At 62.4% G+C, this 19,963-nt stretch carries 20 protein-coding genes and 1 tRNA gene; 10 read left to right on the forward strand and 11 right to left on the reverse strand.

What is annotated here, in order from left to right; all coding sequences use genetic code 11:
* Window positions 1–15 precede the first annotated feature (15 nt).
* Window positions 16–1,140: a site-specific DNA-methyltransferase gene (locus K663_RS12325; RefSeq protein WP_062117970.1), complete on the reverse strand. Its 1,125-nt coding sequence runs from the start codon at window positions 1,138–1,140 to the stop codon at window positions 16–18.
* A gap of 287 nt (window positions 1,141–1,427) precedes the next feature.
* Here K663_RS12325 and K663_RS12330 point away from each other — a divergent pair, with 287 nt between their 5' ends.
* From K663_RS12330 to ahpF, 4 genes are all read left to right on the forward strand, one after another.
* Complete coding sequence (locus K663_RS12330; RefSeq protein ID WP_062117974.1) at window positions 1,428–1,772, forward strand: ArsR/SmtB family transcription factor; 345 nt, start codon at window positions 1,428–1,430, stop codon at window positions 1,770–1,772.
* A gap of 133 nt (window positions 1,773–1,905) precedes the next feature.
* Window positions 1,906–2,568, forward strand: coding sequence for a transcriptional regulator BetI (gene betI, locus K663_RS12335; RefSeq protein WP_062117977.1), 663 nt, complete (start codon window positions 1,906–1,908; stop codon window positions 2,566–2,568).
* A 119-nt stretch (window positions 2,569–2,687) separates the two neighbouring features.
* Window positions 2,688–3,251 (forward strand): alkyl hydroperoxide reductase subunit C, encoded by a 564-nt coding sequence (gene ahpC, locus K663_RS12340; protein WP_037462692.1) that lies wholly within the window; start codon window positions 2,688–2,690, stop codon window positions 3,249–3,251.
* 165 nt (window positions 3,252–3,416) lie between these two features.
* Entirely contained in the window at window positions 3,417–5,000 is a 1,584-nt protein-coding gene (gene ahpF / locus K663_RS12345; RefSeq protein WP_062117980.1) for an alkyl hydroperoxide reductase subunit F, read from the forward strand.
* Between the two features lie 120 nt (window positions 5,001–5,120).
* Here ahpF and K663_RS12350 read toward each other — a convergent pair whose 3' ends face one another.
* The 5 genes from K663_RS12350 to glmM form a co-directional block, all read right to left on the reverse strand.
* Complete coding sequence (locus K663_RS12350) at window positions 5,121–5,789, reverse strand: L,D-transpeptidase family protein (protein ID WP_062117983.1); 669 nt, start codon at window positions 5,787–5,789, stop codon at window positions 5,121–5,123.
* Window positions 5,790–5,889: 100 nt separating this feature from the next.
* Entirely contained in the window at window positions 5,890–6,489 is a 600-nt protein-coding gene (locus K663_RS12355) for a ribonuclease HII (protein ID WP_062117986.1), read from the reverse strand.
* Entirely contained in the window at window positions 6,482–7,243 is a 762-nt protein-coding gene (thiD, locus tag K663_RS12360; protein WP_062117989.1) for a bifunctional hydroxymethylpyrimidine kinase/phosphomethylpyrimidine kinase, read from the reverse strand. Before thiD ends, K663_RS12355 begins: the two co-directional genes overlap by 8 nt.
* The gene (locus K663_RS12365; RefSeq protein ID WP_062117992.1) at window positions 7,240–7,464 is read right to left on the reverse strand and encodes a DUF1272 domain-containing protein; all 225 of its coding nucleotides are present in this window, start codon (window positions 7,462–7,464) and stop codon (window positions 7,240–7,242) included. The genes thiD and K663_RS12365 overlap by 4 nt, the downstream gene beginning before the upstream one ends.
* A gap of 12 nt (window positions 7,465–7,476) precedes the next feature.
* Complete coding sequence (gene glmM, locus K663_RS12370) at window positions 7,477–8,817, reverse strand: phosphoglucosamine mutase (protein ID WP_062117995.1); 1,341 nt, start codon at window positions 8,815–8,817, stop codon at window positions 7,477–7,479.
* 89 nt (window positions 8,818–8,906) lie between these two features.
* Between glmM and K663_RS12375 the strand changes: the two genes are divergently transcribed.
* A complete protein-coding gene (locus K663_RS12375) occupies window positions 8,907–10,313 on the forward strand; it encodes an alanine/glycine:cation symporter family protein (RefSeq protein ID WP_062117998.1) in 1,407 nt (468 codons plus the stop codon).
* A 51-nt stretch (window positions 10,314–10,364) separates the two neighbouring features.
* Here K663_RS12375 and K663_RS12380 read toward each other — a convergent pair whose 3' ends face one another.
* From K663_RS12380 to K663_RS12395, 4 genes are all read right to left on the reverse strand, one after another.
* Window positions 10,365–10,547: a CsbD family protein gene (locus K663_RS12380; RefSeq protein ID WP_062118001.1), complete on the reverse strand. Its 183-nt coding sequence runs from the start codon at window positions 10,545–10,547 to the stop codon at window positions 10,365–10,367.
* A gap of 140 nt (window positions 10,548–10,687) precedes the next feature.
* Window positions 10,688–11,230: a 30S ribosomal protein S9 gene (gene rpsI / locus K663_RS12385; protein ID WP_062118002.1), complete on the reverse strand. Its 543-nt coding sequence runs from the start codon at window positions 11,228–11,230 to the stop codon at window positions 10,688–10,690.
* A complete protein-coding gene (gene rplM, locus K663_RS12390) occupies window positions 11,230–11,709 on the reverse strand; it encodes a 50S ribosomal protein L13 (protein WP_062120850.1) in 480 nt (159 codons plus the stop codon). Before rplM ends, rpsI begins: the two co-directional genes overlap by 1 nt.
* Before the next feature lie 131 nt (window positions 11,710–11,840).
* The gene (locus tag K663_RS12395; protein WP_062118005.1) at window positions 11,841–12,896 is read right to left on the reverse strand and encodes a COX15/CtaA family protein; all 1,056 of its coding nucleotides are present in this window, start codon (window positions 12,894–12,896) and stop codon (window positions 11,841–11,843) included.
* A gap of 141 nt (window positions 12,897–13,037) precedes the next feature.
* Between K663_RS12395 and K663_RS12400 the strand changes: the two genes are divergently transcribed.
* Both K663_RS12400 and K663_RS12405 read left to right on the forward strand, forming a co-directional pair.
* Window positions 13,038–15,080: a hybrid sensor histidine kinase/response regulator gene (locus K663_RS12400; RefSeq protein ID WP_062118007.1), complete on the forward strand. Its 2,043-nt coding sequence runs from the start codon at window positions 13,038–13,040 to the stop codon at window positions 15,078–15,080.
* Window positions 15,081–15,446: 366 nt separating this feature from the next.
* Entirely contained in the window at window positions 15,447–16,748 is a 1,302-nt protein-coding gene (locus K663_RS12405) for a sugar MFS transporter (protein ID WP_062118009.1), read from the forward strand.
* Window positions 16,749–16,770: 22 nt separating this feature from the next.
* Here K663_RS12405 and K663_RS12410 read toward each other — a convergent pair whose 3' ends face one another.
* Entirely contained in the window at window positions 16,771–17,664 is an 894-nt protein-coding gene (locus K663_RS12410) for an N-formylglutamate amidohydrolase (protein ID WP_062120852.1), read from the reverse strand.
* A 148-nt stretch (window positions 17,665–17,812) separates the two neighbouring features.
* Between K663_RS12410 and cpdR the strand changes: the two genes are divergently transcribed.
* The 3 genes from cpdR to K663_RS12425 all read left to right on the forward strand — a co-directional run bounded on the left by cpdR (window position 17,813) and on the right by K663_RS12425 (window position 19,962).
* Window positions 17,813–18,190, forward strand: coding sequence for a cell cycle two-component system response regulator CpdR (gene cpdR / locus K663_RS12415; protein ID WP_062120855.1), 378 nt, complete (start codon window positions 17,813–17,815; stop codon window positions 18,188–18,190).
* A gap of 117 nt (window positions 18,191–18,307) precedes the next feature.
* Window positions 18,308–18,382: transfer RNA gene (locus K663_RS12420), tRNA-Val, on the forward strand.
* Between the two features lie 41 nt (window positions 18,383–18,423).
* On the forward strand, window positions 18,424–19,962 hold the full coding sequence (locus K663_RS12425) for a tyrosine-type recombinase/integrase (protein WP_235589440.1): 1,539 nt from the start codon (window positions 18,424–18,426) through the stop codon (window positions 19,960–19,962).
* Window position 19,963: the final 1 nt, after the last annotated feature.

Below are 19,963 nucleotides of genomic sequence, written 5' to 3' on the forward strand. Positions count from 1 at the left end.
AATAGCCTGCGGCCCTTAAGGCTCGTTGGCCAGCAAATAGGTCTGCCGCAGCGCATCGATCGGTTTCAGCCCGCCTTCCGCCTCATAGTGCCAGAAGGTCCAGCCATTGCAGCTTGGGGCGCCCTGCAACGTCGCGCCCATCTTGTGGATCGACCCGCTGTCACTGCCAACGCTGAGCGAACCGTCAGCGCGCACCACCGCCCGCCACCGCCGCCGCGTGTCCATCAATTCCGTGCCGGGTTGCAGATAGCCGGTCTCCACCAGCGTCCCGAAAGCGACCTTTGGCTGGCCCTTGGCGCTCTGCATGATGGTGAGGGCCGATTCATCAAGCGGCAGCGCCGCCTCGATCCGCTCCATTGCGACCTCGATATAGCTGTCCTCACGTTCGATGCCGATCCACCGGCGGCCAAGGCGCTTGGCCACGGCCCCGGTCGTGCCCGTGCCGAAGAAAGGATCGAGCACCACGTCGCCCGGCTTGGTGCAGGCCAGCAGCACGCGGTAGAGCAGAGCCTCGGGCTTCTGCGTCGGATGCGCCTTCGTCCCGTTGCGCTTCAGCCGTTCCTGCCCGCCGCAGATCGGGAGCACCCAGTCGGAGCGCATCTGCAACTCATCGTTCAGCGTTTTCATCGCCTTGTAGTTGAACGTATATTTGGCGTCCTCGCCCTGGCTCGCCCAGATCAACGTTTCATGCGCATTGGTGAAACGCGTGCCCTTGAAATTGGGCATGGGGTTCGACTTGCGCCAGATGATGTCGTTGAGGATCCAGAAACCCTCATCCTGCAGCGCGGTGCCGACGCGGAAGATGTTGTGATAGCTGCCGATCACCCAGATGCTGCCATTGGGCTTGAGGATACGGCGCGCCTGCGCCAGCCATGCCTTGGTGAAGCGATCGTAGCTGCCCAGCGTGTCGAACTTGTCCCAGTCATTATCGACGGCGTCGACGCGACCGCCTTCTGGCCGGAACAGGTCGCCGCCCAGTTGCAGGTTATAGGGCGGGTCGGCGAAGATCATGTCGATGCAGGCGTCGGGCAGCTTTGCCATTTCCGCGATACAATCGCCGCGCAGCAGGCGATCGGCCTCGATTTCGACCGGCGCAATCGCCTTTTTACGCCGCGGCGCGACGCGTTCCATGACACCCATTACGTGACCCCCATTCGTTTCGAGGCCAAGCGTTGAGTCCTTGGGAGTCCCTCGTCAAGATCAACGGCTTAGACGTCGAGCCTGATAAAAAGGTTAACCATCCGAGAACGAAAGCGGTAGCCACGACATATTGAGTCCCATCGACCATCATAGACTCAACATCAGGTGGTGTGACTCAAAAGACTCAGCCGCTGGACCCCCGCAACTTTTTTTGGTTAACGCGGTCGCCGCCCCTCTAAATCGTCCAGCGCTTGATCTTTTGATAACCATATGGTTATTGTTTTGCCATGAATGACACCTTGTCGAGTGGCGATCGCTCTGTCGCCTGTGATGAACTTTTCAAAGCTCTCTCCGACGGCACGCGCCGTGCCTTGCTTGAATATCTTGTGCGAGAAGGAGAACAGAGCGTTCACGCCCTCACCGCGCGATCCGACGTGTCCCAGCCCATGGTGTCACGCCATCTCGCCAAGCTCAAGCAAGCCCGGCTCGTCACATCGCGCCGGGCCGGACGCGAAACCTTCTATGCCGCGCGCGTCAAAGGGCTGGGCCCCGTGGTTCAATGGATGGCCATCTATGGCGCACTCTGGTCGCAGCGATTTACTGCCCTGGAAGAATTGGGCGAACCAGCTTGACCAACCCGTATCGCCTATCTTTCCTCTTGCATTGCCGCCTGAAAACAGGTGATCGCAGTTCATAAACCCTGTTGCGGGAAGGGGGCAGTGAGGGCTGCCTTGAGGGGGCGCGACAGGGTGACGGGAAAAAAACGTGGAGCGCAAGATTACAAGCCGTCCAGGCAGAATACAGGGCCGAGCCCGCTTTGTCAGAGAATCACCCGATGTCCGTCGCCAGGCGCTGATCGAAGCGACCGCGCGGTGCCTTGCCGAAAAAGGCGTGGGCGCGACATCCGTGCGGGCCATATGCGCTCGTGCCGGCGTTTCGGCGGGCTTGCTCACCCATTATTTCGATGGCGTCGATGCGCTGATCCTGGCCACCTACCGCGATGTGGGTGAAAAGGTCGCCGCCGCCATGGAGCAGGCCGTCGTGGAGGCAGGGCCGGACCCCATGGACCGGCTATGGGCCTATCTGCACGCCAATTTCCAGCCGCCTGTGCTCGATCCCAACCTGCTTGCCACCTGGATCTCTTTCTGGAGCCTGGTGAAGACCAGCCCAAAGATCGCCGCTACGCATGCGGAAACCTATGGCGGATCACGCGAGCGGCTGGAAGTCCTGCTGCGTGAGGCGGCGCCCCACATTCCGCGCCCGGACGCCCGTATCGCCGCGATCGGGCTGACGGCGATGGTCGATGGGCTGTGGCTGGAGCTTTGTCTCGATTCCTCGACCTTCACGACCGAAGAAGCTCTGGCGATGGTGAAGGAAGCGATGACCTATGTGATCCAAAAGCCCAGAGGCGGGCCGATCGATCAATGACTTGACCATTGATCGCTTTTCTCAATCACCGGAAGGAAGAAAAGCAATTTCCCCCCGCTAGCGCGAATCCCTACATAGGCCGGGCAACAGCAACTCCTCAGAAGGAACTGGAAAGCCCCATGGCGCTTATCAACACCCCTATCAAGCCGTTCAAAGCCACCGCTTTCAAGGAAGGCAAGTTCGTCGATGTCACTGACGAGGATGTGAAGGGCAAGTGGGCGATCTTCTTCTTCTACCCCGCAGACTTCACCTTCGTGTGCCCGACCGAGCTTGAAGACCTGGCCGGCATCTATCCGACGCTGCAGTCGCTGAACGTCGAAGTCTATTCGGTATCGACCGACACGCACTTCAGCCACAAGGCATGGCACGACACCTCGCCTGCCATCGGCAAGATCAGCTATTACATGCTGGGCGACCAGTCGGGTCAGATCACCAACAATTTCGATGTGATGCGCCCGGGCGTCGGCCTTGCCGACCGTGCGACCTTCCTGGTCGATCCCGAAGGCGTGATCCAGTTCATGGAAATCACTTCGGAAGGCGTCGGCCGCAACGCGACCGAACTGCTGCGCAAGGTAAAGGCTGCGCAATATGTCGCCGCTCACCCCGGCGAAGTGTGCCCGGCCAAGTGGGAAGAGGGTGAAGAAACCCTGGCCCCCTCGCTGGACCTCGTCGGCAAGATCTAAACTACCCTGCCCTTTCGCCGGGCCGGGTCGAGCAACTCCCCGGCCCGGCGGGGGTTTCATTCTACGATATGACAGCTTTCATGCCGGGCTTTCGGGTCGCACCGCACCGGCAGTCAGCTTCGCGCGCCCCGGATCGGTGCGCCAATTCAATGGAGCGCAAACAAGATGTTGGACGCAAATCTCAAAGGCCAGTTGAAGGCCTATATGGCGAACATCACGCAGCCCATCGAGCTGGTGGCGTCGCTGGACGAAGGCTCGAAGTCGCGCGAAATGGAAAGCCTGCTGAACGAAGTCGCCGAACTGTCTGACAAGGTGTCGGTGGTGCTGACGGGCAATGACAAGCGCAAGCCCAGCTTCATGATCCGCCGCGTCGGCACGGACATCGGTGTCACCTTCGCCGGCATCCCGATGGGTCATGAGTTCACCTCGCTCGTCCTCGCCCTGCTGCAGGTCGGCGGTCATCCGTCGAAGGCGGCGCAGGATGTCATCGAACAGATCAAGGATCTTGACGGCGACTTCACGTTCGAAACCTATTTCTCGCTGTCCTGCCAGAATTGCCCCGATGTCGTGCAGGCGCTGAACCTGATGAGCGTCCTTAATCCGCGGATCAAGCATGTCGCCATCGATGGCGCGCTGTTCAAGGAAGAGGTCGATGCGCGGCAGGTCATGGCGGTGCCTACCGTCTTCCTGAATGGCGAACCCTTCGCCAGCGGCCGGATGGAGCTGGAACAAATCGTCGCAAAGATTGACAGCGGCGCGGCGGAGCGGGCGGCGGAAAAAATCCGCAAGCAGGAACCGTTCGAGGTGCTGGTGGTCGGCGGCGGTCCCGCTGGTGCTGCCTCGGCCATCTATGCGGCGCGCAAGGGCATTCGCACGGGCGTCGTGGCGGAACGCTTTGGCGGACAGGTGCTCGACACCATGGATATCGAGAATTTCATCTCGGTTTCCCGCACCGAGGGGCCGAAACTGGCTTCCGCGCTGGAGGCGCACGTCAAGGATTATGATGTCAAGATCATGAACCTTCAGCAGGCGGCAAAGCTGATCCCGGCGAATAGCGAGGGCGGCTATCATGAGGTCGTGCTGGAAAACGGTGCGTCGCTGAAGGGCCGCACCGTTATCCTGTCCACCGGCGCCCGCTGGCGGCAGATGGGCGTGCCGGGCGAGGACGAATATCGCAACAAGGGCGTCGCCTATTGCCCGCATTGCGACGGTCCTCTGTTCAAGGGCAAGCGTGTGGCGGTGATCGGCGGCGGCAATAGCGGCGTCGAAGCAGCCATCGACCTGGCCGGCATCGTCGCGCATGTGACGCTGATCGAGTTCGACAGCCAGTTGCGCGCCGACGCGGTATTGCAGCGGAAGCTGGCGAGCCTGCCCAACGTGCGCATTATCACATCGGCCCTGACGACCAAGGTCGAAGGCGACGGTTCCAGGGTGACGGGCCTTTCCTACAGGGACCGCAATCAGGGCACCGACCATGATATCGAACTGGAAGGGATTTTCGTGCAGATCGGCCTGGTCCCCAACACCGAGTGGTTGAAGGATGCGGTCGCCCTTTCCCCTCGCGGCGAGATCGAGATCGATGCCAGGGGCGAGACCAGCCAGCCGGGCATCTTCGCCGCTGGCGATTGCACGACCGTGCCCTATAAGCAGATCGTGATCGCCATGGGCGCGGGTTCGACGGCGGCGCTGTCCGCCTTTGATTACCTGATCCGCCTGCCTGCGTCGGTGGAGACCGCAGAGGCAGCCTGACAAGACAACCCCCAAGCGGGGGGTTGGGAAGCGGTCGCCCCCAGGCCCGGTGGCGGCCGCTTCTTAACATCTTATTCTTAACATTCTTCCTGTCGCGCTGTTGGCGCGGGGTGCTTTATTTTACCATCGCAGTCGCGGACGAAACACGCTGGGATCAACGGCTAGCGCCGGAGTGTCCCGCGTCGCCAGTTCGACCGGCGCTCTCTGCGTCGGGGATGGCTGCGCGCCCGGCGTGAACGTCACGACCGCGGTGCCCGGATCGTTCAGCACCAGCGTGTCGAGCATCAGCGCCGGCCCCAGATCGTCCGCATTCACCTGCACGAGCGTTCCCAACTGGGTGAGCGCGAACAGCTTGCGAGCAAAGGCATGAGGGAGGCGAATACAGCCGTGGCTCGCCGGATAGCCGGGATTATGCCCGGCATGCAGCGCTATGCCATCCCAGGTCAGCCGTTGCATGAAGGGCATGGGCGCGTTACTGTACAGGTTCGACCTGTGCCATTCCCGCTTCTGGAGGATGGGATACTCGCCTGTCGGGGTGCGGTGCCCCCGTGCGCCGGTCGATACGCTGGCCATGCCCACCAGCCGGTCGCCATTATAGACGTGGACCATCTGCCGCTCGATGCTGATGATCAGATAAAGTGGTCCACTAAACGGCCCATCTTCCAACCAGCGATAACCGCCCGGCGTCAGGGATTCGCCATCTATGACCCCCGGTGGCGCGGCAACAGATTGCGTCCAAGACGGCAGGGTACAAATACCAAGCAGAGCAAGGGCTGGCAGAAAGCGCATTAAGCCTTTCTTAACCATCTGCGCGCGCGGTGCCAGCCCGGAAATCGCGCTGATCGGCCGCCCTCATCCCGTCAAGGGACAGGCCGCACCATGCGTCAGGCTACAACAGCACCAGTTGAGCGACCGGCGCGAAGCTACGGCGGTGAAGCGGCGTCGGCCCATGTTCGCGCAGCGCCGCCAGATGCCGCGGGCTGCCATAGCCCTTGTTCGTTTCCCAGCCATAATGGGGGTGAACGGCCGCCGCCTCCACCATCATCCGGTCGCGCGCTTCCTTCGCCAGGATCGACGCGGCGGCGATGGAAAGGCATTTGGCGTCCCCTTCCACGACTGCCGTCGATGTCCAGCGCCATTTGGGACAGCGGTTGCCATCGACCAGAACGTGAGCGCAATCGTGGCTCAACGCCTCCATCGCCCGCGTCATCGCCAGCATTGTCGCCCAGAGGATGTTGATGCTGTCGATTTCCTCGACCGACGCCACGCCTATGCCCCAACAGAGCGCCCGCGCCTTTATCTCTCTCTCCAGCACGGCGCGGCGGGCGGCGGTCAACTGCTTGCTGTCGTTGAGGCCGTCCGGGCAATCTTCCTGGCTCAGGATCACGGCAGCAGCCACCACCGGCCCGGCCAGCGGCCCCCTCCCCGCCTCATCGACCCCGGCGACAAGGCCGGGATGATGCAAAAGCTCATGCGCGAAATCAGGCATGGAGGTGAAATCCGAAGGGCGCGCCCATCGGCCCATGGCCCTGCCCCAGCCCCGGCGCCAAAACCAACGCCTCTCGAACATATTTACGCGCGCGCTCAATGGCGTCGATCAGATCCCATCCCTGGCCCAGTCCGGTCGCGATGGCGCTGGCCATGGTGCAGCCCGTACCATGCGTATGCCGCGTGTCGATCCGCGCGTTGCTCCACGCCTTGCGCACGCCCTTTGGACCGATCAGCCGGTCTGTAAGCATAGTCCCTTCGCCATGCCCGCCCTTGGCCAGCACATGAGTGGCGAAGCGTATCGCGATACCATCCCCGCCCAATGCGTCGAGTTCGGGGATATTGGGCGTCACTAACGTCGCCAGCCCCATCAGCCGCTCGAAGGCGGCGATGGTCGCGTCGTCAGCGAGGACCGAGCCGCTGGTCGCGACCATGACGGGGTCGAAGACGATCGGCACATTCTCCAACCCTGCAAGACGATCTGCGACGGCAGCGGCGGTTTCAGCAGAGCCGATCATGCCGATCTTCACCGCATCAACGCCAATATCGCTGATCACGCTATCCATCTGCTGCACCACCATCTGGGCGGGCACGGCATGGACGCCCTGCACGCCCAGCGTGTTCTGGGCCGTGACGGCGGTGATCGCAGTCATCGCATGGCCGCCAAGTAGCGTCACAGTGCGGATATCAGCCTGGATACCGGCTCCGCCGCCGCTGTCCGACCCGGCGATGATCAGGATGCGTGCGGACGTCATGCCTTGTGGCGGCGCTGGGTTGAGGCGGGATGACGGGCAAGCGTGTCGCCCATGCGCGTTGGACGGTCCATCAACTCGCCGCCACAATTGGGGCAGCGATCATCCAACGCCTCGGCACAGGCCGCGCAGAAGGTGCATTCGAACGAGCAGATGAACGCGCCGGGCGCGTCTGCGGGCAGGTCCATGCCGCAACGCTCGCAATCGGGTCGCATCTCAAGCATGGGCGGCGTCCGTCATGCGGCGACCTTCGCCACGGCATCGCAGATGCGTTCGACAACATCCTTCACCTGATCCTCGCGATCGCCTTCCGCCATGACGCGGATCACCGGTTCAGTCCCGGACGGCCGGATGACCAGGCGGCCGCAGCCGTTCAGTTCAGTCTCTGCCTGCGCAATAACGCGCTTCACATCCTCATGCTCCAGCGGCTTGCCGCCAGAGAAGCGGACATTTTTGAGCAATTGGGGCACGGGATCGAACTGATGAAGCACTTCGCTCGCCGGCTTGCCCGCACGGACCAGCGCCGCCAGCACCTGTAGCCCGGCCACAGTGCCATCGCCCGTCGTCGCATAGTCGGACAGGATCATGTGTCCCGACTGCTCGCCGCCCACATTGAAGCCACCTTCCCGCATCCGCTCCAGCACATAGCGGTCGCCGACCTTGGTGCGCTCAAGGTTGATGCCCTGCCCCGCAAGGTGGCGCTCCAACCCGAGGTTGGACATGATCGTTGCAACCAGTCCGCCGCCGCGCAAAAGCCCGTCGCGCGCGAAATTGCCAGCGATCAGCGCCATGATCTGATCGCCATCGACGATCTGCCCCTTTTCATCCACGACGATCAACCGGTCCGCGTCGCCGTCCAAGGCAATGCCGATGTCCGCGCCCGACGACACAACCGTTTCCTGGCACAACAGCGGTGAAGTCGATCCGCACCCATCGTTGATGTTCATGCCGTTGGGCGTGACGCCGATCGCGATCACTTCCGCGCCCAGTTCCCACAAGGCCGAAGGCGCGACCTGATAGGCGGCGCCATTGGCGCAATCGACGACGATCTTCAGTCCATCGAGGCGCAGGTCAGCGGGGAAACTCGACTTGACGGCATGAATGTAGCGACCGCGCGCATCCTCCACGCGGCGCGCGCGGCCAATGTCGGGCGATGCGGCCAGCGCAATTTCCTGCTCCAGCATCGCCTCTATCTTCAGCTCATCCTCGTCCGACAGTTTGTAGCCGTCGGGGCCAAACAGCTTGATGCCATTGTCTGCATAGGGATTGTGGCTGGCAGAGATCATGACGCCCAGGTCCGCCCGCATCGAATGAGCAAGCAGGGCCACAGCAGGCGTCGGGATCGGGCCGAACTGGACGACATCCATGCCGACCGCGGTAAAGCCCGCGACAAGGGCATTTTCAACCATATAGCCCGACAGGCGGGTGTCCTTGCCAATCACCACCCGATGGCGGTGGCTGCCACGCTGGAAATGCTTGCCCGCGGCCATGCCGACCTTCATCGCAAGTTCCGCCGTCATCGGCCACTGGTTGGTGCGGCCCCGGATACCATCGGTGCCGAAATAACGCCTGCTCATGATTCTTGTCCCGCAACGCTCTTCAAGCTCCCGCCAGCCATAGCAATCTTTGTTCGACTTTCCACCGGGGACCATTCATTCCTGAGAAGATGGACGGGTTCAATGCAGCGGTGGACGCGCTATCGGGGGCGGTCTTCTTCAAGGTGCCGTTGCTGGGCACCCAGATCGAGCTGATCGTGCTCTATCTGGCAGCGCCCATGCTGTTCTTCACGATCTGGCTTGGCTTTCCCAATGTGCGTGCGTTGGGCAGGGCGCTGCGCATCCTGAGGGCGCAGCCGGGAGCGGACGAGGCCAAAGGCGACGTCAGCCAATGGGGTGCGCTGACCACCGCGCTTGCCGGAACCATAGGCCTGGGCAACATCGCGGGCGTCGCCGTGGCGCTGACCATGGGCGGACCGGGAGCGATCCTGTGGATGTTCATTATCGGCTGGTTCGCGATGACGGTCAAAATGGCCGAAGTGACGCTTGGGCTGAAATATCGCACCTTCGACAGGCAGGGTCATGTGCATGGCGGACCAATGTACGTGCTGCGGGCAGTAGGCGCGGCACGGGGCTGGCCCAGGCTTGGGCTGGCGCTTGGCGGCCTTTATGCCTTTTTTGCGCTGTTTGGGGCGATCCCCATGGTGCAGGTCAATCAAAGCTTCGCACAGGTGAAGGTGGTGACGGGCCTGTCGAACGGCTGGGCCTATGGGATGCTGCTGGCGGCAGCCGTCGCGCTCGTCACGTTGGGCGGTGCGGCCTGGCTGGGCGAGGTGGCAAAGCGGCTGACACCGCTCAAGGTCGCGGTCTATCTCGCTGGCGTGGCCGCCGTGTTGATATTCCATGCTCCCGCCATTCCAGGCGCGCTGGCGGAGATCTGGCATGGGGCGTGGAGCGGCAGCGCAGCGACCGGCGGGGCAGTCGGTGCATTCGTTGCGGGCATGCGCCGGGCGGTCTTCGCAAGCGAAGCGGGGGTGGGCTCCGCGGTGATGGCGCACAGCCTTGCACGTGTGCGGCATCCTGTATCCGAAGGGCTGGTTGCGTTACTTGAACCGCTGCTGGGGACGATGATCGTCTGCGCGATCGGCGGCCTGGCGTTGGTGGTCGCGGGCACATGGCGGTCCGGATTGGAAGGCATAGCCATCACCTCGGCGGCCTTTGCGCAGGTGTCGCCCTGGTTACCCTGGCTGCTGGCTGTGGTGGTGGTTCTGTTCGCCTATTCGACGCTGGTTGCCTGGGGCTTTTATGGATTGCAGGCCTGGGGCTATTTGTTCGGCAATGGGCCAAAAGCGCAGTGGAGCTACAAGATCCTTTACATCATCGCTCTGCCGCCTGCAGCTGCAATCGATCTTGGTCGCGTGGTCGATATTGTCGATAGCAGTTTCTTCTTGATGGCCATTCCCAACGTGATCGCACTCTATTTGTGCGCGGGGGAGTTGAGGCGCGATGTGCGTGCTTATCTCCGTACACCCGAGGAAGAGGGCCAGTCCCCTCACGGGGCAAAAGTCGTCCGATAAAAAAAGGCCTCGCCAGCGGCAAGGCCCTCTTCCTCGTTCCGATCTATCTGATCAGATGTCGTCGCCAAGTGCGCCCTTGATCGAACCCTTGACGTTCTGCGCAGTGCCCTTGGCCTTCTGCGCCTTGCCTTCCGCTACCAGATCGGCGTCGCCATTGTTGCGGCCCACCCCTTCCTTGACGGCGCCGGCTGTCTTGTTTCCAGCTGCTTTTACCTTGTCGGTCAGTTCGCCCATCGCGTCCTCCTATGTAGGTTACTGAAGGTGAACCAACCGAGGACAGGAAAGGTTGCCGTCGATACGGCCGCGCAACGGCGGATGGCATAAAGAAAGGGGCCGGAAATCCGGCCCCTTCCAAAATTCTTGCGAGTAAAAGCTTAGCGCTTCGAGAACTGGAAGCTGCGGCGAGCCTTGGCCTTGCCGTACTTCTTACGTTCAACGACGCGGCTGTCGCGGGTCAGGAAGCCTTCGGCCTTGACCGCGCTGCGCAGCGCAGGCTCGTACTTCGACAGCGCCTGGGCGATGCCATGCTTGACCGCGCCGGCCTGACCCGAAAGACCACCGCCCTTGACGGTAGCGATCACGTCATACTGACCTTCGCGCTCGGTAACGCCGAAGGGCTGGTTGATAACCAGGCGCAGGGTCGGACGGGCGAAATAGATTTCCTGATCGCGGCCGTTGACCGTGATCTTGCCGGTGCCGGGCTTTACCCAAACGCGAGCGACGGCGTCCTTGCGGCGGCCGGTAGCATAGGCGCGGCCGAGGCTGTCGATTTCCTGCTCACGCAGGGGAGCGGACGGCTGAACAGGTGCGATAGGCGCGTCGGCAGCAACAGTGTCGGCAGCAGCCGCAGCAGCAGGAGCCGGAGCGTTGGTGGTCAGCGACGCGAGGTCGGACAGGGACTGGCGGTTATCGGACATTATGCACCCACCTTGTTCTTGCGGTTGCGCGATGCGAAATCGAGCACTTCGGGGTTCTGCGCTTCGTGCGGATGTTCGGCGCCGGCGAAAACGCGCAGGTTGCGCATCTGCTGGCGACCAAGCGGACCACGGGGGATCATGCGCTCGATCGCCTTTTCAAGGACGCGCTCAGGAAAACGGCCTTCCAGGATCTTGGCAGGCGTGGTTTCCTTGATGCCGCCGGCATAGCCGGTGTGCTTGTAGTAAACCTTGTCGGTCAGCTTCTTGCCGGTGAACTTCACCTTGCCAGCGTTGATGATGATGACATTGTCACCACAATCGACGTGCGGGGTGAAGGACGGCTTGTGCTTGCCGCGCAGGATGTTCGCGACGGTCGAGGCGAGGCGGCCGACGACGAGACCTTCCGCGTCGATCAGGACCCACTTCTTTTCGACCGTTGCCGGGGTTGCCGGCTTGGTGGTCTTCATCAGCGCCTTCATGGTGCCAATCTCCAGAATGAAATAGTGAACCGAACGCATTTTCGGGCGGTCGGAAGATGGGGGCTAATGACGGGTGGCCCTCAAGAAGTCAAGAGATTCGGCCCGTTTCCTGACGGGTAAAATAATACCCGTCAGGACATTGAGGACCGACGCATCCCCACGGCGTGCGCGCCCCATGCGGCCGAAGCGACCACCAGCGCGCCCACCGCCTGGTGCAGCACGGCGAGAGGCAGGGCGATGCCGCTGACGACGGTGGCGATGCCGAGCGCGATCTGCGTGCCGACCGAGGCATTGATTGCGATCGAAGCGCCGCGCGCCCCTGCCCCCTTCGCCCGGCGCGCAAGCAGGATGAGCGCGGCGGCGGCGGCCCAGGCCCACCAACGGTGGATGAAATGAACCAGATAGGGATCGCTGGACAGGGTGGCCCAGAGCGACCCCAGCCATTCGATCCCCTGGGGCACGAGATGGTCGTTCATCAGCGGCCAGGTGCTGGAAACATAGCCCGCATCAAGCCCGGCGGTAAAAGCACCGAACAGCAGCTGGACGAACAGCACCAGCAGCACGACCAGCGCGAAGGGCCGCAGCGCCGCCGGCCGGGCGGACCCGTCCCGCGCCAGCGCCAGAAGGTCAAGCGCCGTCCAGATGAGACCACCGATGATGAAGAGCGCCGTCAGCAGATGAACCGCGAGCCGGTAATGGCTGACATCGGTGCGGACCGACAGGCCGGATGTCACCATCCACCAGCCGATCGCGCCCTGAAGCCCGCCCAGCGCAAGCAGCGCGACGAGGCGCGGGCCATAGCGTGCAGGGATCGCCCGGCGCCAGGCAAACCACAATAAGGGCAGCGCGAAAGCGACGCCGATCAGGCGGCCGAGCAGCCGGTGGACCCATTCCCAGAAGAAGATGAACTGGAAGTCGGAGAGCGTCATGCCCTGTCGCAACTGCCGATATTCGGGGATCTGCTGATACAGGCGGAACGCGTCCATCCATTGATCGTGGGTCAGCGGGGGGATTGCGCCGGTAATCGGTTTCCACTGGGTGATCGAAAGACCCGATTCGGTCAGCCGCGTGATGCCGCCCACCACCACCATGCCGAACACCAGCGCCGCCACCACCAATAGCCAGCGGGCGATGGACACAGGACGGGGGGCAGCCATGGCCGGGCGACGAAGGGCGATTGCGGTCATGAGGCGGTTCCATGCGCCGATGCCCCTGCTGTTGCAAGAGGGCGACCAATGGACAAAAGGTCGCAGCGCGCAACCGGTCCGGGATACAATTGGGCAGACAGGCGTATCCCCGTCTATGCAGTTCTTAACAGAGGATAATCAATGACGGCGCTGGCGAACGGCGTCGCCGGGTTGATCGCCGCGCAGGGTCCGCTGGGCGAGCTGACAGCGCGCATCGACGATCAATCGCCACTGGGGCCAGTGGAAAGCTGGACCCCGGCGCTGGTCTCGACGGTACGGCTGATCCTGTCGGCCAAGGCGGAGATCGTGCTGTTTTGGGGCCCGGACCTGTGCGCCATCTATAATGAAGCCTATGCGCCGACGATCGGGGACAAGCATCCCGCGGCGCTTGGCCGCCCGGCGCGCGAAAGCTGGGCCGAGCTGTGGCACGACCTGGAGCCGTTGCTGCTGTCCGTCATACGAAATGGCGAGACCGTTCATGCCAAGGATCGGCCATTTTATATCGAGCGCGACGGTGGGCGCGGCGAAGAGGTGTTTTTCGACATCAGCTATTCGCCCGTGTTCGAAGGCGACGGATCGATCGGCGGCGCATTGTGCATCGTCAGTGAAACCACCAGGCGCGTCAGGGCCGAGCGCGAAACGCTGGCCGAGCGCACCCGGCTGTGGACCTTGGCGCGCGATCCGTTTCTGGTCGCCGACATGAACGGCGTCTGGCTGTCGGCAAGCCCGGCCTGGACCGACATATTGGGATGGAGCGAAGAGGAGCTGATCGGCCGGACGTCCGAATGGATGGAGCATCCCGATGACGCTGCGCATACGCAAGGCGAGATAGAAGCCCTGAAGAATGGCGCGCCCACGCTTCGCTTCGAAAACCGTTTTCGCACCAAAGGCGGCGAATATCGCACCTTCAGCTGGACGGCGGTGCCCGACAAGGACCTGATCTATTGCGTGGCGCGCGACGTTACCGAGCAGCGCGCCCACGCCAGGGCGCTCGCCGAAGCGGAAGCCGCGTTGCGGCAGGCGCAGAAGATGGAGACGCTGGGCCAGCTGACCGGCGGGGTCGCGCATGACTTCAACAATCTGTTGCAGGTCGTCACCGGCAATCTGGAACTGCTGCAACGCGGGCTGAAGGACAATGAACGGCTGCGCCGCGCAGCCGACAACGCCATGGCCGGGGCCGAGCGAGCGACAATGCTGACCCAACGGCTGTTGGCTTTTTCCCGTCGCCAGCCTTTGACCCCCGAACGCGTCGATCCCAACCGGCTGGTCAGCCACATGTCCGACCTGCTGGCCCGCACGCTGGGCGAGCGGATCGAAGTGGAAACGATCCAGACAGCGCGTGCCTGGCCCGTGGAAATCGACATCAACCAGATGGAAAATGCCCTGCTGAACCTGGCCGTCAATGCGCGCGATGCGATGCCGGACGGAGGCAAGCTGACCATCGAAGTGGCCAACACCCATATCGACGATCTTTATGCCGCGCAGGAAGACGATCTGACGCCGGGTCAATATGTGCTGATCAGCATGTCCGATACAGGTCAGGGCATGGACGCCGACACGTTGAGCCACGCGATCGAACCCTTTTTCACCACCAAGGATGTGGGACGGGGCACGGGGCTTGGCCTGTCGATGGTCTATGGCTTCATCAAGCAGTCCGGCGGCCATATCAGGGTCTATTCAGAGGTCGGCCACGGGACGAGCGTCAAGATCTACCTGCCCCGCTATCATGGGCCGGTCGTCGCCAATGACAGGGATGCGCCGGGGGAAGCCCCGCCCCTGCCCCCCGGCGGCAACCATGAAACAGTGCTGGTGTGCGAGGATGACGACAAGGTGCGGGCCTATGCGGTGGAGGTGCTGACCGAACTGGGTTACCGCGTCGTCGAAGCCAGCAACGGCGCCGCCGCTCTGGCCGCGCTGGAGCAGGCCGCGCCGCCGGTCGATCTGCTTTTCACCGATGTCGTGCTGCCCGGCGGGATGACCGGCGCGGATGTCGCGCGAGAAGCGTCGGCCCGGCGACCGGAACTAAAGATATTGTTTGCGACGGGCTATGCGCGGAACGCCATTTTCCACCATGGGCGGCTGGATCCGGGCGTTGAACTGCTGACCAAGCCTTTCACCTATGCCAAGTTGGCGGGGAAGGTGCGGGAAATGCTGGACCGGCGGGTTGCGCGGCAGGCCGGATAGAGCGAAGGCTGAACGATCAGGCGGCCCTTCGCGACTTGCGGCAGGATTGGGGCACCGCATGTTCGGCGGCAAAGGGGTATAGTGGCGCAGAGGATCGCGGCCGCTTCGCACCCCTTAAAACCGGCGGTCAGGAGGCGGAATGGCGGACATGGAGCGCCTGCGCCAGATGATGGTGAAGCGGCAGATCGCGGGGCGCGGCATCGGTAGCACGAGGCAATAGAACGATCTTGTTCGATAACTATGGCTGGCCCGGCCGAATGCGTGACGTCCACCCCTCAACCGAGGCAAGTTGACGCTCGATCAGCCGATATATACGCCGACACATTCAGAAAAGCAGAAGCCGACCGCCGCTTTTGGAGAAGATGAATGCCAGCCCCCCTCTCATCATCCGCAACGGTGGCCGATCAACACCCCGCCACCCGTTACGGCCCTGCCCTGACGCTGTTGGCCAGTCTCTTCTTCATGTGGGGGTTCATCACCGTCATCAACAATACGCTGCTGCCGCATCTGCGCAGCGTGTTCGACCTTAGCTACACGCAAACGACGCTGATCGAGTCCGTCTGGTTCATCGCCTATTTCGTCGCGTCCCTGCCCGCAGCCAAGTTGATCGAGCGCGTGGGCTATCAGACGTCGCTGGTGATCGGCCTGCTCATCATGGCGGCAGGATCGCTGGGCATGATGCTGGCGGCCAGCCTGCCCTCTTATGGCGTGACGCTGGCCATGCTGTTCATCATCGCCAGCGGTATCACGCTGCTTCAGGTTGCCGCCAACCCCTATGTCGTCGTGGTCGGCAAGCCGGAGACCGCATCGTCTCGGCTCAATCTGGTGCAGGCGATGAACTCCGCCGGAACGATGCTGGCGCCCCTGTTCGGCGCCTATCTGATCCTGGGACGGTCAAAGGGCGGCACGTCGACCGCCGGAACGGTGCTGACCGAGGCGGAGCGGATTGCCGACGCCCAATCGGTGATCCTGCCCTATGGCATTGTCGCGCTGGTGCTGGTGGCGCTGGCGATCGTCATTGCCCGCTTCCCCCTGCCGGCCATGGGATCAGCGACGAAACGGATGGCGCGGGAAGAGCGCAAGAAACATTCCCTTTGGGCGCATCGCAACCTGCTGTTCGGCATTCCGGCGATCTTCATCTATGTTCTGGCAGAGATCGGCGTCGCCAACCTGTTCGTGAATTTCGTCAGCCAGCCGGACATTGCGAACCTTACCCATGAGCAAGCGGGCCGTTACCTGACATTCCTTTGGGGTGGCATGATGGTCGGCCGCTTTGTCGGTTCCGCGATCATGCAAAGGGTCGATGCAGGCAAGGTGCTGGCCGCGTTCGCCACCGGCGCCTTCATCGTGATGATCGTCACGGTCCTGTCCGATGGCCCCATTGCGATGTGGTCGCTGATCCTCGTTGGCCTTTTCCATTCCATCATGTTCCCGACCATCTTTGCGCTGGGCATCCGCGGCCTGGGGCCCTTGACGGAAGAAGGGTCGGGCCTGCTGATCATGGCCATCGCGGGCGGATCGCTGGTCGTGGTGCAGGGATGGCTGGCCGATAATTACGGCCTGCAAAATTCCTTCCTGCTGACGGCGGTGTGTGAACTGTACATCCTCTTCTACGCGCTATGGGGTTCGCGCCCCACGGCCGCCCTGCCGGACCAGCAGGTGAGTTGACGGCTGAGGCTGGCGTGTTCGGCTATTCGGCAGCGAGCGGATAGGTTGCGCGCGGCAGTTCGGCGGCGATTGCTTCGACAAGGCCCCCGATGATCGCCTGAAGCCGCGGCAGGCCCAGACCGGGCTTGTCGAGCGCCGCGTCCAGATAAAGGCTGCGGTCCACTTCCACCTGCATCGCATAAAGATCATGGGCCGGCTTCCCATGCCGTTCGATCATATGGTCGCCGGCATAGGGATGGTTTTGCGCTACCGTCAGCCCATAACCCGCCAGCACATCCGCCGCCAGCGTCATCAGGCGCGTAGAAGCGGCGCGACCGAAACGGTCGCCCAGCACGACCCCCGGTGCGGGCTGCCCCGCCGCAGTGGGCGCAAGCGGCGGCATGGAATGCAGGTCGATCAGCACGGCGTGGCCGTGCGCCTCCCTCGCCGCGCGCATCATCCGGCTGATCGTGGCATGATAGGGGCGATGGATCAGGTCGATGCGGCGGCGCACTTCGTCCCAGCCGACCGGCCGATGCCACAATTCATAGGCGCCGGGCAGCCGACGGGGAATGAGGCCCAGTCCGCCGCGCAGCTTCGCACTGCCCTGCAACGGGACGTCGCGCGGCATGGCCGCAACCATCGCGGGATCAATCTCTCGCTCGTGACGGTTAAGATCGATCATGGCGCGCGGCGCGCGGGCAACCAGAACATGATAGCCCCGGTCGATCAGCGGATGGGCAAGCAGGTCCGCCCAGCGATCTTCCAGCCGCCGCAAGATGTCCGGCGCGACCCTGGCCGCATCCAGCAGCGCAGCGTCATAGTCGCGTCCGGCATGGGGAACGGAAATGATGACCGGAGCGATCGGCCGCTCCGGTCCGTACAAATCATGTGACAAGGTGGATTGGGCCGGAACGCGCGGTGCGGAATAGCTCAAAATATCTCCTTCCACAGGACGCGACCAAAAATGGTTACCCGGCTGGATATCCATGTTCGTTGTCGCATATAACGGCATGCAGCGCCACCCGCGAGGGGTGCCGCACAAGATCCGCCGGAAACGGCCAGAGACGAGACTGACCCAAGCGATGGTTCGAATTTTGCTGGCCGAAGATGATGACAGCATGCGCACCTATCTCGCCCGTGCGCTGGAGCGGTCGGGTTATGACGTGGTGGCTGTGGCGACCGGCGCGCAGGCGGTGCCGTACATCGACAGTGAACCGTTCGACCTGTTGCTGACCGATATCGTCATGCCGGAGATGGACGGCATCGAACTGGCGCAGCATGCCGCGACGGTGGCGCCCGACATGCGAATCATGTTCATCACCGGCTTTGCCGCCGTCACGTTGAAGGCCGGCAAGGCCGTGCCGCAGGCCAAGGTGCTGTCCAAGCCCTTCCATCTGCGCGACCTGGTGCTGGAAATCGACCGGATCTTTGGCAGCAACAGCATGACCGGACTCAACTGAAAACCGGCGTTTGACCGCGCGCCGGAGGGCTGAACACTCCAGTTCAGAGAATTGAACGCGCAAGCGAATTTCCCGCTTGCACACCCCCCCGACCGCCGCTATTGGCGCAACTCCCGTGGGCGTGTAGCTCAGTGGTAGAGCACTGTGTTGACATCGCAGGGGTCGCAAGTTCAATCCTTGCCACGCCCACCATCGAAAACCCCGTAAAACCTCAGGTTTTGCGGGGTTTTTGTTTGCCCGAAGACGGCGTTCAGTCCTGCCGTGCCCACGACTTTTCTGGGCAAATTTTGGGCAAATTGCACCCTGTTTGGGCAAATTCTGGGCATGGAAATGCCGGGCGAACCCCGCGAAATCCCGATTCGTTCGCGCCTCGCAGACGTGGTCGCGCAGAGCCGCATGATGCCTCATCATCGACCGACGGACGGGTCGTTTCTACGGTTGCGCATCGGGCGCATATTACGCCAGCGAAACGGTGCTGCGTCGCCACAAAGCAGGCAATCTCACCTGCAGGCAAAAGAAGACACGCTGCCTTCGAGCTCCATAGAGCCCGCGATCCCCCAACACACACGAGCCTTCGAAGGCTCGTGGCACTCTTTCTTAGGCCAGCATGGCCGACGCCGTGCGTGCACCGGAATGTGCCACATCTTCACGAAACATGGCGTGTCTCGCCTTCAGGAATGCGGGTAAATCCGCGCGACGGAGGCGCGACATCACATCCGACTGGAAAAGATCACATGCTTTCAATCCGTACCCGTGGGAAGAAAGGCATCTACTATATTCGAGGTTCGGTCTCGCTTGGCGACAAGCATATCGAGGTCCAGGAGTTCAGCCTGAGGACAACCGATCGCGATGCGGCGGCCCATCTGATGGCGGAGCATGAAACGAAGCTGCGTCACCAGCTCATGTTCGGTCCCGCTGCGCTCGTCGCTCAAGGAACCATCGCCGACGCATTCGATAGCTATCTGTCAAAGGCCAAGCCTCCTTGCGCGTCCGACATCCTGCGCATCGGCAAACTGAATGGCATCATCGGCGACTTCAGCCTGCGCGAACCCAAACAGGCATGGGAGCATTTTCGCCGCGCTTACCTGACCGGCCATGACCCGGGTGGTCAGGATCGTTATCGATCGGTGTTTCAGGCAGCGATCAATGTCCATTACGATCTGCACGATCTTCCGCCGCTGCGGATCAAGGCAATCCCGTTCAACAATGAGCGGGTGCGCTTCCTTAGCAAGGAAGACCGCGATCGGCTGATCGCAGCCTATTCCCCTCACATCCAACCTATTATCATCATGCTGGCTTTCCAGGGTCCGCGGATCCAGACAGCCTTGCAGATCCCGTGGGGCGTCGATGGTGTCGACATGGAGGAAAGATCAATCCGGCTCAATCACAGCAAGAACGCGGTCATCAAGTCTGTGCCGATGCATCCTCGCCTGTTCGATGTGCTTCGGCCGATCTGGGAAAAACGAGGACAGCCGACCAAGGGTCACGTCTTCCTCAACCGGTTTGGCAAACCTTATTCGGACACGCGCAAGTCGAAGATCCCCGGCGGCAATCCGATCAAGAACCAGCATGCGACGGCCTGCAAGCGAGCGGGCATCGAGGATTTCACCGTTCATGACTGGCGCCATCACTGGGCGTCTCACTGCGTCATGGCGGGCATCGATCTCATCACCATCATGAACATGGGCGGCTGGAAGTCACTGCGGATGGTCCAGCGCTATTCCAGCGTCAGCGTGGATCACATGCGCGAGTCCATCAACAAATTGAGCTGAA

The sequence above is a fragment of the Sphingobium sp. MI1205 genome (assembly GCF_001563285.1).
Classification (GTDB): Bacteria; Pseudomonadota; Alphaproteobacteria; order Sphingomonadales; family Sphingomonadaceae; genus Sphingobium.

Excerpts from the sequence above, each read along its gene's own strand:
- K663_RS12325 (WP_062117970.1), bottom strand. The coding sequence starts at position 1,140 with ATGGGTGTCATGGAACGCGTCGCGCCGCGGCGTAAAAAGGCGATTGCG.
- K663_RS12330 (WP_062117974.1), top strand. The coding sequence starts at position 1,428 with ATGAATGACACCTTGTCGAGTGGCGATCGCTCTGTCGCCTGTGATGAA.
- ahpC (WP_037462692.1), top strand. The coding sequence starts at position 2,688 with ATGGCGCTTATCAACACCCCTATCAAGCCGTTCAAAGCCACCGCTTTC.
- ahpF (WP_062117980.1), top strand. The coding sequence starts at position 3,417 with ATGTTGGACGCAAATCTCAAAGGCCAGTTGAAGGCCTATATGGCGAAC.
- K663_RS12350 (WP_062117983.1), bottom strand. The coding sequence starts at position 5,789 with ATGCGCTTTCTGCCAGCCCTTGCTCTGCTTGGTATTTGTACCCTGCCG.
- K663_RS12355 (WP_062117986.1), bottom strand. The coding sequence starts at position 6,489 with ATGCCTGATTTCGCGCATGAGCTTTTGCATCATCCCGGCCTTGTCGCC.
- thiD (WP_062117989.1), bottom strand. The coding sequence starts at position 7,243 with ATGACGTCCGCACGCATCCTGATCATCGCCGGGTCGGACAGCGGCGGC.
- K663_RS12365 (WP_062117992.1), bottom strand. The coding sequence starts at position 7,464 with ATGCTTGAGATGCGACCCGATTGCGAGCGTTGCGGCATGGACCTGCCC.
- glmM (WP_062117995.1), bottom strand. The coding sequence starts at position 8,817 with ATGAGCAGGCGTTATTTCGGCACCGATGGTATCCGGGGCCGCACCAAC.
- K663_RS12375 (WP_062117998.1), top strand. The coding sequence starts at position 8,907 with ATGGACGGGTTCAATGCAGCGGTGGACGCGCTATCGGGGGCGGTCTTC.
- K663_RS12380 (WP_062118001.1), bottom strand. The coding sequence starts at position 10,547 with ATGGGCGAACTGACCGACAAGGTAAAAGCAGCTGGAAACAAGACAGCC.
- rpsI (WP_062118002.1), bottom strand. The coding sequence starts at position 11,230 with ATGTCCGATAACCGCCAGTCCCTGTCCGACCTCGCGTCGCTGACCACC.
- rplM (WP_062120850.1), bottom strand. The coding sequence starts at position 11,709 with ATGAAGGCGCTGATGAAGACCACCAAGCCGGCAACCCCGGCAACGGTC.
- K663_RS12395 (WP_062118005.1), bottom strand. The coding sequence starts at position 12,896 with ATGACCGCAATCGCCCTTCGTCGCCCGGCCATGGCTGCCCCCCGTCCT.
- K663_RS12400 (WP_062118007.1), top strand. The coding sequence starts at position 13,038 with ATGACGGCGCTGGCGAACGGCGTCGCCGGGTTGATCGCCGCGCAGGGT.
- K663_RS12405 (WP_062118009.1), top strand. The coding sequence starts at position 15,447 with ATGCCAGCCCCCCTCTCATCATCCGCAACGGTGGCCGATCAACACCCC.
- cpdR (WP_062120855.1), top strand. The coding sequence starts at position 17,813 with ATGGTTCGAATTTTGCTGGCCGAAGATGATGACAGCATGCGCACCTAT.